The sequence below is a fragment of the Kosakonia sp. H7A genome (assembly GCF_003028445.1).
GTDB lineage: Bacteria > Pseudomonadota > Gammaproteobacteria > Enterobacterales > Enterobacteriaceae > Kosakonia > Kosakonia radicincitans.
In genome coordinates this window covers 1,249,967-1,262,854 of sequence record NZ_PYTZ01000001.1, presented here as the reverse complement: position 1 = coordinate 1,262,854, position 12,888 = coordinate 1,249,967, and the positions used below count along the sequence as shown (strand labels likewise).

12 protein-coding genes are annotated in these 12,888 nt (G+C 59.8%); 8 read left to right on the top strand and 4 right to left on the bottom strand.

Annotation, left to right across the window (positions count from 1 at the left end; translation table 11 throughout):
* Positions 1-156 precede the first annotated feature (156 nt).
* From fepC to fepD, 3 genes are read right to left on the bottom strand one after another with little or no spacing between them, the layout of a single operon-like run.
* A complete protein-coding gene (fepC, locus tag CWM66_RS05915; protein ID WP_007373764.1) occupies positions 157-972 on the bottom strand; it encodes an iron-enterobactin ABC transporter ATP-binding protein in 816 nt (271 codons plus the stop codon).
* Positions 969-1,961, bottom strand: coding sequence for an iron-enterobactin ABC transporter permease (gene fepG / locus CWM66_RS05910; RefSeq protein ID WP_035886038.1), 993 nt, complete (start codon positions 1,959-1,961; stop codon positions 969-971). The genes fepC and fepG overlap by 4 nt, the downstream gene beginning before the upstream one ends.
* Positions 1,958-2,962 (bottom strand): Fe(3+)-siderophore ABC transporter permease, encoded by a 1,005-nt coding sequence (gene fepD, locus CWM66_RS05905; RefSeq protein WP_007373766.1) that lies wholly within the window; start codon positions 2,960-2,962, stop codon positions 1,958-1,960. The genes fepG and fepD overlap by 4 nt, the downstream gene beginning before the upstream one ends.
* Positions 2,963-3,074: 112 nt before the next feature.
* Between fepD and entS the strand changes: the two genes are divergently transcribed.
* The gene (entS, locus tag CWM66_RS05900) at positions 3,075-4,310 is read left to right on the top strand and encodes an enterobactin transporter EntS (RefSeq protein ID WP_107146342.1); all 1,236 of its coding nucleotides are present in this window, start codon (positions 3,075-3,077) and stop codon (positions 4,308-4,310) included.
* An 81-nt stretch (positions 4,311-4,391) separates the two neighbouring features.
* On the opposite strand, the gene fepB is transcribed toward entS, so the two are convergent.
* Positions 4,392-5,351 carry a Fe2+-enterobactin ABC transporter substrate-binding protein gene (gene fepB / locus CWM66_RS05895; RefSeq protein ID WP_107146341.1) on the bottom strand — a complete coding sequence of 320 codons (960 nt, stop codon included), beginning with the start codon at positions 5,349-5,351 and terminating at the stop codon, positions 4,392-4,394.
* Positions 5,352-5,538: 187 nt separating this feature from the next.
* Here fepB and entC point away from each other — a divergent pair, with 187 nt between their 5' ends.
* The 7 genes from entC (at position 5,539) to CWM66_RS05860 (ending at position 12,872) form a co-directional block, all read left to right on the top strand.
* Entirely contained in the window at positions 5,539-6,714 is a 1,176-nt protein-coding gene (entC, locus tag CWM66_RS05890) for an isochorismate synthase EntC (protein ID WP_107146340.1), read from the top strand.
* A 9-nt stretch (positions 6,715-6,723) separates the two neighbouring features.
* Positions 6,724-8,322, top strand: coding sequence for a (2,3-dihydroxybenzoyl)adenylate synthase EntE (entE, locus tag CWM66_RS05885; protein ID WP_107146339.1), 1,599 nt, complete (start codon positions 6,724-6,726; stop codon positions 8,320-8,322).
* A gap of 10 nt (positions 8,323-8,332) precedes the next feature.
* The gene (locus CWM66_RS05880) at positions 8,333-9,184 is read left to right on the top strand and encodes an isochorismatase (RefSeq protein ID WP_079518256.1); all 852 of its coding nucleotides are present in this window, start codon (positions 8,333-8,335) and stop codon (positions 9,182-9,184) included.
* On the top strand, positions 9,184-9,939 hold the full coding sequence (gene entA, locus CWM66_RS05875) for a 2,3-dihydro-2,3-dihydroxybenzoate dehydrogenase EntA (protein WP_007373772.1): 756 nt from the start codon (positions 9,184-9,186) through the stop codon (positions 9,937-9,939). Before CWM66_RS05880 ends, entA begins: the two co-directional genes overlap by 1 nt.
* Positions 9,940-10,353 carry a proofreading thioesterase EntH gene (gene entH / locus CWM66_RS05870; RefSeq protein WP_035886032.1) on the top strand — a complete coding sequence of 138 codons (414 nt, stop codon included), beginning with the start codon at positions 9,940-9,942 and terminating at the stop codon, positions 10,351-10,353.
* Between the two features lie 167 nt (positions 10,354-10,520).
* Positions 10,521-12,626 carry a pyruvate/proton symporter CstA gene (cstA, locus tag CWM66_RS05865; RefSeq protein WP_035886031.1) on the top strand — a complete coding sequence of 702 codons (2,106 nt, stop codon included), beginning with the start codon at positions 10,521-10,523 and terminating at the stop codon, positions 12,624-12,626.
* 48 nt (positions 12,627-12,674) lie between these two features.
* Entirely contained in the window at positions 12,675-12,872 is a 198-nt protein-coding gene (locus CWM66_RS05860) for a YbdD/YjiX family protein (protein WP_000460621.1), read from the top strand.
* Positions 12,873-12,888: the final 16 nt, after the last annotated feature.

Genomic DNA, 12,888 nt, shown 5'->3' with positions numbered 1-12,888 from the left:
GATAAGGCGTTTGTGGAGTGGTTCCGTTCACGTGTTAGTGCGTTTCTGAAACTCTTGCATGCCAGGTGAACGGAACAATACCTCTGGAGTGACATATCCTGTGGAGAAACCCGCTTTCCCCGGGCTGAGATTATGTGGCACAGCTTGCCGATTGCGCTAAGTCTTTCGGGACTCTATTCCGCTGCGCCCCAGCGGCACCACCAGCGGCGTATGCGCCACCGGATCGTCAATAATCATGCAGCGCAGACCGTAGACCGCTTCTATCAATTCGGCGGTGACAATTTCTTTGGGCGCGCCCTGCGCGACAATTTTGCCATCGCGCAGTGCAATCAGATGCGTGGCGTAGCGGCAGGCCTGATTCAAATCATGCAGCACCGCCGCCAGCGTATAACCCTGCTCGCGGTTCAGCGCGCTTAACAACTCCAGCAGATCGATCTGGTAGCTGATATCGAGCCAGGTGGTGGGTTCATCGAGCAGCATGATGGCCGTCTCCTGCGCCAGCACCATCGCAATCCACGCCCGTTGCCGCTGGCCGCCGGAGAGCGTATCGACACTCTGGCTGGCCAGCGAATCCATGCCGGTGGCTTTCATCGCCCGCGCCACGGCGTCTTCATCCTCTTTACGCCAGCGGGTGAACAGCGGCTGATGCGGGTAGCGACCGCGTGCCACCAGCTCCTGCACGGTGATATCGCCCGGCGTGGTGGCGTTTTGCGCCAGCAGCCCGACACGCCGCGCCACCTCTTTGCTGGCGAAGCGCTGGATCTGCTCGCCATCGAGATAAACATGCCCCTGTGCGGGCGTCATCAGGCGGCTCAGCGTGCGCAGCAGCGTTGATTTACCGCAGCCGTTGGGGCCGATAATGGCGGTGAAATGGCCGTCGGGAATGGCAACGCTTAGCTGCTCGGCAATGATTTTTTTGCCATAACCCAGCGTTAAGTCTGCGCCGCGCAAACGGGAAGATAAATCGGTCATTTCTTGCGGGACTCCTGAATTAACAAGGCGATAAGGTAGATACCGCCAAGGCTGACGGTGACCACACCCACCGGCAACTGATAAGGCGTAAACCCTTGCTGGGCGACAAAATCCGCCAGCAATAACAGCAACGCGCCGCACAGGGCCGACTGCGTTAAGCCCCAACGGGCGGTGGCGCTGATGCGCCGGGCGATGTGTGGTGCTACCAGAGCGATAAATGAAATCGGCCCCGCCAGCGCGGTAGCCGACGCTGTCAGCGCCACCGCCACCAGCATTAACAGCAAGCGTGAACGCTCGACGCTGACACCAAGCGCGCAGGCGCTGTCATCACCCATCTCCAGCAACCGCATCCGGCGGGCGAGCAGGGCGGCGCACACGAACATCAGCATAATGATTGGCGCGGAAGGCAGCGTTTTCGCCCAGGTCAGGCCGTTCAATGAGCCAGCATTCCACAGCCCGGCGGTGACGGCAGTTTCCAGCGACGCCTGCAGCAGCAGCCAGGTATTGAACGCCACCAGCATCGCACGCACGCCAATGCCGACAATAATCAGGCGGAAGGTTTCAATGCCGTTGCGCCAGGCCAGCAGCCAGACCACCAGCGAGGTGAGCATACCGCCCGCCATCGCCGCCAGCGCAATGGCCGTTAAATGCTGACCAAACAGCACCATCGCCACCAGCACGCCGCTCCACGCGCCGGTGTTAAAGCCCATCACATCCGGGCTACCTAACGGGTTGCGCATCAGCGATTGAAAAATCGCGCCGCTGACGCCGAGCGCGGCACCGACCAGCAGCGCCATCAGCACGCGCGGTAAACGCCACTCCATCACCACCAGTTGAATCGCGCGCGGCGCATCGCCAGTTAGTGCGTTCATCACCTGGGGCAATTCCAGCGTTACTGCGCCGCTGCGCAGGCTCCAGACCGCCATCAGCACGGCACAAAACACCATCAGCAGGCAACTGGCGACTAAACGACGGGACGGTGAAATCACAGGCCACCTCCGCGTGCGCGGCGCACCAGAACAATCAGCACAGGCGCACCGAGAAAGGCGCTGACTACCGATACGCGCAGCTCACCGGGCACAATCAGGCGGCCAATAATATCGGCGAACAACAACAACGCTGGTGTCGCAAGCAATGTGACTGGCAACGACCAGCGGTGATCCGCGCCCACCAGCCAGCGCGCCATGTGCGGCATCATCAGGCCGATAAAGGCAATCGGGCCGACTACCGCCGTCGCGCTGCCGCACAGCACGGTGATGGTCACTAATCCAAGTAATTGCGTGCGCGCCACCTTGCTGCCAAGCGCAGTGGCGGTATCGCTGCCGAGACTCAAACTGTTGAGTGAGCGGCTCAGCAGCAGCGCGATCGCCGCCGCCAGTAGCACCGGAATGAGCACAATTTTCAACGTTTGCAGGGTGCGGATATCCAGCGACCCGGCCTGCCAGAATCGCAACTGGTCATAGACATCGGCATTCAGCAGCGCAATCCCGCTGGAGAGCCCTTCCAGTACCGCGCCAAGCGCGACTCCCGCCAGCGTCAGACGCACCGGACTGAGTTGCCCGCCGCCCTGGCTGCCGGTAAAGGCCACCAGCAGCGACGCGGCCAGCGCACCGCAAAACGCCAGCAGTAATTGTTCCGCCGGAGACGAAATACCGAGCAGCGCTGCGCCGAGCACAATGGCGAAACTGGCGCCGGAGTTAACGCCAAGCAGGCCGGGATCGGCCAGCGGATTACGGGTGAGGGTTTGCATTAGCGCACCAGCAAGCCCCAGTGCGCCACCGGCCAGCAGACCCGCCAGCGTGCGCGGCAGGCGCGCATCGCGGATTACGGTGCAGTCCGCGCTCTGGCAGACACCGGAGAGCGCGTCGATCACCACGGCGGCGGGCATCGGTTTCGCGCCAATAAACAGGCTGAGTGCGGCGGCGACAACAAGCAGTATCAATAGTCCGGCGAGAGCAAAGGGGCGCGCCGGAAAAGCAGAACACGACATAAGACGTCCCAAATTTGATAATGATAGTAATTATCGTTATCGATCTTGTTTTGATATGTTAACATGCGAAGCCGGTATATGGACATAAAAAGTACGTATTTAAGGCGCTGTGATGAAACAACAATCCTGGCTGTTGAACCTTAGCCTGCTGCACACGCATCCGGCTTTTCGCGCAGTGTTTTTGGCGCGTTTTATCTCGATTTTATCGCTGGGCCTGCTTGGCGTAGCGGTGCCGGTGCAGATTCAGGCAATGACCCACTCCAGCTGGCAGGTGGGGTTATCGGTCACGCTGACCGGTTCGGCCATGTTTATTGGCCTGATGTTTGGCGGCGTGCTGGCGGATCGCTATGAACGTAAGAAACTGATTTTACTGGCGCGTTCGACCTGCGGCGTTGGGTTTATCGGCCTGTGTCTGAACGCGCAACTGGCGGAGCCTTCGCTGGCGGCGATCTATCTGCTGGGTTTGTGGGACGGCTTTTTCGGCGCGCTTGGCGTGACGGCGCTGCTGGCGGCAACGCCTGCGCTGGTCGGGCGGGAAAATCTGATGCAGGCGGGCGCGATCACCATGCTGACAGTGCGTCTGGGGTCGGTGATTTCGCCGATGTGCGGCGGTCTGCTGCTGGCTTCGGGCGGCGTGGTGTGGAACTACGGTCTGGCAGCGGCGGGGACATTTATCACCCTGTTGCCGTTACTCAGCCTGCCCGCGTTGCCGCCACCGCCGCAGCCGCGCGAGCATCCGCTGAAATCGCTGCTGACGGCGCTGCAATTTTTATTTCGTAACCCGTTGATTGGCGGTATCGCGCTGCTCGGCGGGCTGTTAACCATGGCCAGCGCGGTGCGCGTGCTTTATCCGGCGCTGGCGATGAGCTGGAACATGTCGGCGGCGGAAATCGGCCTGCTGTATGCCGCGTTGCCGCTTGGTGCGGCGATTGGGGCGTTGACCAGCGGCAAGCTGGCGCACAGCGAAAGACCTGGCGTGATTATGCTGATGACCAGCGTCGGCGCTTTTGTTGCGATAGGGCTGTTCAGCCTGATGCCAGTGTGGGCGCTTGGTGTGCTGTTCCTGGCATTATGCGGCTGGCTGACCGCCGTGAGTTCGCTGTTGCAGTACACCCTGCTGCAAACCCAGACGCCGGAAGCGATGCTCGGGCGTATTAACGGCTTGTGGACCGCGCAGAACGTGACGGGCGATGCGATTGGCGCGGCGCTGCTGGGGGCGATGGGATCGATGATGACGCCCGCCTCATCGGCGAGCATCAGCGGGCTGGTACTGGCGGCGATCGGTTTAGTGCTGGTGGTGGCGCTCAGCGAGCTGCGCCGTTTTCGTCAGACGCAGCCTACTGCATAGAAAGCTTACGGCCGGATGGTGCTTCCGGGCTTACATGTTTAGCGGATCTCGATCGCAGGCCGGATAAGACCGGCAAACAGATTAACCAAACAGCGCCGACAAACGCTGCAACACGCGGCTGGCGCTGTAGTAGTCCAGGCGGAAGGTTTCTGCGCCGAGGGCGTAAACGCGTTTGTTCTGTACCGCAGGCAGATGCGCCAGCAACGGATTCGCGTTCAGCGCGTCGGCATCTTTTTGATCGCTGGCGAACAGGAACAGCGCTTCACCGCCCAGTCCGGCAGCAAGGTTTTCTCCGCCCAGTTGCACGATGTCGTGGCGTTTACCCTGGCTCTGGCTGGTTTGCAGATTGGCCGGTAGCGGCGCAAGGGCGAAGCCCAGTTGCTGCATCAACTTGCCCTGCGCGGAGTCGCTGGTCCACAGGTTGGCGCTGTGCGCGGCGGGGGTATAAACCAGCGCAGTAACCGGCTGCGGCGGCAGTTTCATCCGTGATTTGACGTCGGCCAGTTGCTGGTTGAATTCGCTGATGCGCGCAGCGGCCTGTTTTTCCTGGCCGGTGATTTCACCCAGTTGGGTGAGCAGCGCCTGCCAGCTTTTATCGTCGTAATTGATAACCAGCGTCGGCGCGATGGTGGAAAGCTGGTCGTACAGGGCAAGGGCGGAATCGCCGCCGGTAGCGCTGATGAGGATCAGATCCGGCATCTGTGCGGCAACGGCCTCGGCATTCGCTTCGCCAATGTAAAGACGAGCGACGTTGCGTTGTTTCGCCACATCGCCCCACTGGCGTAGAAAGCCCTGCGCGTCGGCGAAACGGTTATTCGGCGTGGTTGCACCACTGGCAATTACAGGTGCGTCAATCGCCAGCAGCGATCCGGTAAGGGTGACGCTGGTTGACACAATGCGCAGCGGCTTGCTGTCGAGCTGATGCGTACCGCGACTGTCGGTGACCTGGCGAGGCCAGTCGGCGGCGATTGCTGAGGTTAGTCCTAAAACAAAAATGCCCAGAATCGCTAAGGGCTTACGGAACAAAAAAGAAAATCTCACGGATTGCGTCCTGTTTTTGTTGAGGTTAATGCTTCTCATTTTCATCATTGTATGAAGGGGATGCAAGCATTAGCGGCGCAGAAGAGGAATCTGCTGTTGACAGCGCTGGTAATAACTTTTTATCTTACCGCCACAAAACACAAATGATAATCATTATTAATCTCACTTATCATTGTTGGAGGATGATATGGATATGTCCCTGGCTGAGGATATCCAGCAGTCTGCGAAGACACTGGCCGCGGATCAGTTTTTGTTTATGTCGCCGTACCGCAGTTTTATAACCTCCGGGTGCGTTGCCCGTTTCTCTGAACCTGCCATCGGTGGTGATTCTCCGGAGAGCGCCTTCCAGACCAAACTGGCGCAGGCCTTTGCCGATGCGAAAGCGCAGGGCGTGGCCCGGCCGGTGATGGTTGGCGCGATCCCGTTCGATACCACGCAACCTTCTGCGCTGTTTATTCCGGCGTCGTGGCAAACCTTCTCCCGTCCGGCGCGCCAGCGTTCTGCCCGCTATTTCAACGCCAGTGACATGCCGAATGTTGTCGCGCAACGTGAAATCCCGGAGCAGGAAACCTTCATGCTGATGGTGGCGCGCGCGGCGCAGAAGACCGCCACGCCGGAAGTGGACAAAGTGGTGCTCTCCCGTCTGATTGAGATTGCCACCGACAGCCGCATCGACAGCGGCGTGTTGCTGGAGCGGCTGATTGCCCAGAATCCGGCCAGTTTCAACTTCCACGTTCCATTGCCGGATGGCGGCGCGCTGCTGGGCGCCAGCCCGGAGCTGCTGCTGCGCAAAGAGGGCGACCACTTCAGTTCGCTGCCGCTGGCCGGTTCCGCCCGTCGCCAGCCGGATGACATGCTGGATCGCGAAGCGGGCAACAAGTTACTGGCGTCGGAAAAAGATCGTCACGAGCACGAACTGGTGACGCAGGCGATGAAAAAAGTGCTGCAGCCGCGCAGCCGCTCTCTGAACTTACCGGATTCGCCGCAACTGGTGACCACGCCGACATTGTGGCATCTGGCGACGCCAATTGAAGGCACGGCGCTGGCGGGAGAAAACGCCCTGACGCTCGCCTGCCTGCTGCACCCGACGCCTGCGCTGAGCGGTTTCCCGCATCAGGTGGCGAAAAAGCTGATTGCCGAGCTGGAACCGTTCAACCGTGAACTGTTCGGCGGCATTGTCGGCTGGTGCGATGACGAAGGAAATGGCGAGTGGGTGGTGACCATCCGCTGCGCCCGCATTAATGAAAACCACGTCCGGCTGTTTGCCGGAGCCGGTATTGTGCCTGCATCCTCGCCGCTGGCGGAGTGGCGCGAAACCGGGGTGAAACTGACCACCATGCTGAACGCATTTGGTCTGCACTGAGGAGCGAAGATGACCATTCCTTTTACCCGCTGGCCGGAAGAATTCGCCCGCCGTTACCGCGAAAAAGGGTACTGGCAGGATCTGCCGCTTACTGACATTTTGACCCGCCATGCGCACAGCGATGCCACCGCAGTAATTGATGGCGAGCGTTCGTTGAGCTACCGCCAGTTGCATCAGGCTTCCGATAACCTCGCGTGCAGCTTGCAGGCGCAGGGGATCGCCCGCGGCCAGACCGCGCTAGTGCAACTGGGCAATGTGGCGGAGTTCTACATCACGCTGTTTGCCCTGCTGAAACTCGGCGTTGCGCCGGTGAATGCGCTGTTCAGCCATCAGCGCAGCGAACTGACCGCCTATGCCGCACAGATCAAACCGGCGCTATTGATTGCCGATCGCGATCATGCGCTGTTTGCCAACGACGCGTTTATTTCCACGCTGGATTCTGTTCGCGTGGTGCTGTTGCGCGGCGAACAGGGCGAGCACGCGCTGGAGGCAGCGATTGCCCACTCGGCGGATAACTTCGTCGCCACGCCAACACCGGCCGATGAAGTGGCGTTTTTCCAGCTTTCCGGCGGCAGTACCGGCACGCCGAAACTTATCCCACGCACCCACAACGATTATTACTACAGCATTGCGCGCAGCAACGAGATTTGCGGCTTCACCGCGCAAACCCGCTACCTGTGCGCACTGCCCGCAGCGCATAACTACCCGATGAGTTCTCCCGGCGCGCTGGGCGTCTTCCTCGCGCAAGGTTGCGTGGTGTTGGCCGCCGATCCGAGCGCCACGCTCTGCTTCCCGCTGATCGAAAAACACCAGATTACCGTGACTGCGCTGGTGCCGCCTGCGGTGAGCCTGTGGTTACAGGCGATTACCGAGTGGGGCAGCAATGCGCAACTGGCATCGCTCAAACTGTTACAGGTCGGCGGCGCGCGGCTTTCAGCAACGCTGGCGGCGCGTATTCCTGCGGAGATCGGCTGCCAGTTGCAACAGGTGTTTGGCATGGCCGAAGGGCTGGTGAACTACACCCGTCTGGACGATCCCTTTGATCGCATCATTAATACGCAGGGCCGCCCGATGTGCCCGGATGATGAAGTGTGGGTGGCGGATGAACACGGCAATCGGCTGCCGTCAGGCCATGTCGGGCGGCTGATGACGCGCGGGCCGTACACCTTCCGTGGCTATTTCAACAGCCCCGAACACAACGCCAGCGCCTTCGATGCGAACGGTTTTTACTGCTCCGGCGATCTGATTTCGCTTGATGAGCAGGGCTACATCACCGTGCAGGGACGGGAGAAAGATCAGATCAACCGCGGCGGCGAGAAGATCGCTGCCGAGGAGATCGAAAACCTGCTGCTGCGCCACGAGTCGGTTATCCATGCCGCGCTGGTGAGCATGGAAGACAGCCTGCTGGGAGAAAAAAGCTGCGCGTACCTGGTGGTGAAAGAACCGCTACGTGCCGTTGCGGTGCGTCGTTTTCTGCGTGAGCAGGGCGTCGCGGAATTTAAGCTGCCGGATCGCGTGGAGTGCCTGGAGGCACTGCCGCTGACGCCGGTCGGCAAGGTTGATAAGAAACAGTTACGTCAGTGGCTGGCCGAGCGCGCCACCGCGTAAAGGAGAGACGATGGCGATTCCAAAATTAGAGGGTTACGCCCTGCCTGCGGCGGCGGATATCCCGCAGAACAAAGTCAGCTGGCCGTTTGAGCCGGAGCGTGCAGCGCTGCTTATTCATGATATGCAGGACTATTTTGTCAGTTTCTGGGGCGATAACTGCCCGATGATGCAACAGGTGATAGCGAATATTGCTGCACTGCGTGCGTTCTGCAAACAGCACCATATCCCGGTTTACTACACCGCGCAGCCGAAAGCGCAGAGTGATGAGGACCGCGCATTACTGAATGACATGTGGGGGCCGGGGCTGACCCGTTCGCCGGAGCAGCAGAAAATCGTCGCCGAACTGGCTCCCGATGAAGCAGATACAGTGCTGGTGAAGTGGCGCTACAGCGCGTTTCATCGCTCGCCGCTGGAGCAGATGCTGAAAGAGACCGGGCGCAATCAGTTGCTCATCACCGGCGTCTATTCGCATATTGGCTGCATGACCACCGCCACGGATGCGTTTATGCGCGATATCAAGCCGTTTATGGTGGCCGATGCGCTGGCGGATTTCAGCCGCGAAGAACATTTGATGTCGCTGAAATATGTCGCCGGGCGTTCCGGCCGCGTGGTGCTCACCCAGGAACTGCTGCCGGTGCCGGGCAGCAAAGCGGCGCTGCGCGCGGTGGTATTGCCGCTGCTGGATGAATCCGACGAGCCGCTGGATGACGAGAATCTGATCGACTACGGCCTGGATTCCGTGCGCATGATGGCGCTGGCCGCGCGCTGGCGCAAAGTCCACGGCGATATCGATTTTGTGATGCTGGCGAAAAATCCGACCATCGATGCGTGGTGGGCGCTGCTCTCGCGCGAGGTGAAATAATGGCCAGCCTGGATTTTACCGGCAAAATCGTGTGGGTGACTGGCGCAGGGAAGGGCATCGGTTATGCTACCGCGCTGGCCTTTGTTGCGGCGGGCGCGCAGGTTACCGGCTTCGATCTGGCTTTTCCTGGCCGCGATTATCCCTTCTCCTGTGAAACGGTGGATATTGCCGATGCCGCGCAGGCGCAGGCCGCCTGCAAACGGCTGCTGGCGCAGAACGATCGGCTGGATGTGCTGGTCAATGCCGCCGGGATTTTGCATATGGGTGCGACCGATGCGCTGAGCGCAGAAGCCTGGCAGCGCACCTTTGCTGTGAATGTTGGCGGCGCGTTCAACCTGTTCCAGCAGACGATGGCGCAGTTCCGCCGTCAACAGGGCGGGGCGATCGTCACGGTGGCGTCCGATGCGGCGCATACGCCACGCATCGGCATGAGCGCTTATGGCGCGTCGAAAGCCGCGCTGAAAAGCCTGACGCTGACCGTCGGCCTTGAGCTGGCGGCAAGCCGCGTGCGCTGTAATGTTGTTTCGCCGGGTTCGACGGATACCGATATGCAGCGCACGCTGTGGGTGAGCGATGATGCTGAACAGCAGCGCATTCGCGGTTTTGGCGAGCAGTTCAAGCTCGGCATTCCGCTGGGCAAAATCGCCCGGCCACAGGAAGTGGCGAACACCGTGCTGTTTCTGGCGTCCGATCTGGCCAGCCATATCACCCTGCAGGATATCGTGGTGGATGGCGGCTCAACGCTGGGGGCGTAGATGATCTGGAAACGTCACTTAACGCTTGAGGAACTGAATGCCAGCAGTGAAAACACGCTGGTGGCGCATCTGGCTATTCTCTATACCCGCATCGGCGACGATTTTATCGAGGCCGAAATGCCGGTCGATGCCCGTACCCATCAGCCATTTGGCCTGTTGCACGGCGGCGCGTCGGCGGCGCTGGCGGAAACACTCGGTTCGATGGCGGGCTATATGATGACGCGTGACGGCCAGTGCGTGGTCGGTACGGAGTTAAACGCTACGCATCATCGCCCGGTTGCCCAGGGAAAGGTGCGCGGCGTTTGCCAGCCGCTGCATCTTGGACGGCAAAACCAGAGCTGGGAAATTGTGGTGTTCGATGAACAAGGACGTCGCTGCTGTACCTGCCGCCTGAGCACCGCCGTGCTGGGCTAATTTCTCCCTCTCCTTTCGCGGAGAGGGCATTCTTGCGATCCCGTTAACACAATCATGTAAATACCTGGTTGCAGGGCAAATTTCCCCTGTTTCAAAGTTGTTAAAAGCCGTGGGTTGATATAGATACAAAATGTAACATCTCTCTGTTTCTCACACGGATAACCGCTATGAACAACCCAGGGAAATACCTTATCTGGGCAATCCTCTCCCTCGTCGGAGCCTTTGCCCTCGGCTATATCGCTCTCAATCGCGGCGAACCGATCAACGCACTGTGGATCGTGGTTGCTGCCGTCTGCATTTACCTTATTGCTTACCGGTTTTATGGCCTCTATATCGCCAAAAATGTGCTGCAGGTTGATCCGACGCGCATGACCCCGGCGGTACGGCACAACGATGGTCTCGACTATGTGCCGACGGATAAAAAAGTGCTGTTCGGTCACCATTTTGCAGCAATTGCCGGGGCAGGCCCGCTGGTGGGGCCGGTGCTGGCGGCGCAGATGGGGTATCTGCCGGGCATGATCTGGATCCTCGCAGGCGTGGTGCTGGCCGGGGCGGTGCAGGACTTTATGGTGCTGTTTATCTCGACCCGTCGCGACGGGCGTTCGCTCGGTGAGATGGTGAAAGAAGAGATGGGATCGACTGTCGGCGTGATTGCGCTGGTGGCGACCTTTATGATCATGGTGATCATCCTCGCGGTACTGGCGATGATTGTCGTTAAAGCGCTGACCCACAGCCCGTGGGGTACGTACACCGTAGCGTTCACCATTCCGCTGGCCATTTTTATGGGCATTTATATTCGCTATCTGCGCCCCGGGCGCATCGGTGAAGTGTCGGTAATCGGCCTTGTGCTGCTGGTGTTTGCCATTATTTCCGGCGGCTGGGTTGCCGCCAGTCCGACCTGGGCGCCGTTCTTCGATTTCACTGGCGTGCAACTGACGTGGATGCTGGTGGGCTATGGTTTTGTCGCCTCGGTACTGCCGGTGTGGCTGCTGCTGGCACCGCGTGATTATCTCTCCACCTTCCTGAAAATCGGCACCATTATTGGCCTGGCGATTGGCATTTTGATTATGCGCCCGACGCTGACCATGCCGGCGCTAACCAAATTTGTTGACGGCACCGGCCCGGTGTGGACCGGCAACCTGTTCCCGTTCTTGTTTATCACCATCGCCTGCGGCGCGGTGTCCGGCTTCCATGCGCTGATCTCTTCCGGCACCACGCCGAAGATGCTCGCCAGCGAAGGCCAGGCCTGCTTTATCGGCTACGGCGGTATGTTGATGGAATCGTTTGTGGCGATCATGGCGCTGGTCTCGGCGTGCATTATCGATCCGGGCGTTTACTTCGCGATGAACAGCCCGATGGCGGTACTGGCGCCTGCAGGCACGGCGGATGTTGTCGCCTCGGCGGCGCAGGTGGTCAGTAGCTGGGGCTTTACCATTACGCCGGATGCGCTGACGCAGATTGCCAGCGAAGTGGGCGAACAGTCGATCATCTCAAGGGCGGGCGGTGCGCCGACGCTGGCGGTGGGGATGGCGTACATCCTGCACGGCGCGCTCGGCGGCATGATGGACGTTGCCTTCTGGTATCACTTCGCCATTCTGTTTGAAGCGCTGTTTATTCTGACAGCTGTCGATGCCGGTACGCGCGCGGCGCGCTTTATGTTGCAGGATCTGCTGGGCGTTATCTCGCCGAACCTGAAACGGACCGAATCACTGCCTGCTAACCTGCTGGCGACGGCGCTGTGCGTACTGGCGTGGGGGTACTTCCTGCATCAGGGCGTGGTTGATCCGCTTGGCGGCATTAACACCTTGTGGCCGCTGTTTGGTATCGCCAACCAGATGCTGGCAGGCATGGCGCTGATGCTCTGCGCGGTGGTGCTGTTTAAAATGAAACGCCAGCGTTATGCATGGGTGGCATTAGTGCCAACCGCCTGGCTGCTGGTGTGTACGCTGACCGCTGGCTGGCAAAAAGCCTTCAGCCCTGATGGCAAAGTCGGCTTCCTGGCGATCGCCAACAAGTTCCAGGCGATGATCGACAGCGGCAACATTCCGGCGCAGTATACCCAGTCACAACTGGCGCAACTGGTATTTAACAACCGTCTTGATGCCGGGCTGACCATCTTCTTTATGGTGGTTGTGGTGGTGCTGGCGTTTTACTCGCTGAAAACCGCGCTGGCGGCGCTGAAGGTGAGTGAACCAACGGCGAAAGAGACGCCGTACGAGCCGATGCCGGAGAATCTTGAACAGATTGTCGGCCAGGCAAAAAGCGCCCATTAATGGTTTCCCCCTCTCCCTTGCGGGAGAGGGTTTTCTCAGGGGGAAAAGATGTTTGATACGCTCTCGAAAGCCGGAAAATACCTGGGCCAGGCGGCGAAGATGATGATTGGCGTGCCGGACTATGACAACTACGTTGAGCATATGCGCGTTACGCACCCGGATCAGACGCCGATGACCTACGAGGAGTTTTTCCGCGAACGCCAGGATGCGCGCTACGGCGGTAAAGGCGGCGCGCGCTGCTGCTGACGCGCCGCCTCTGCTG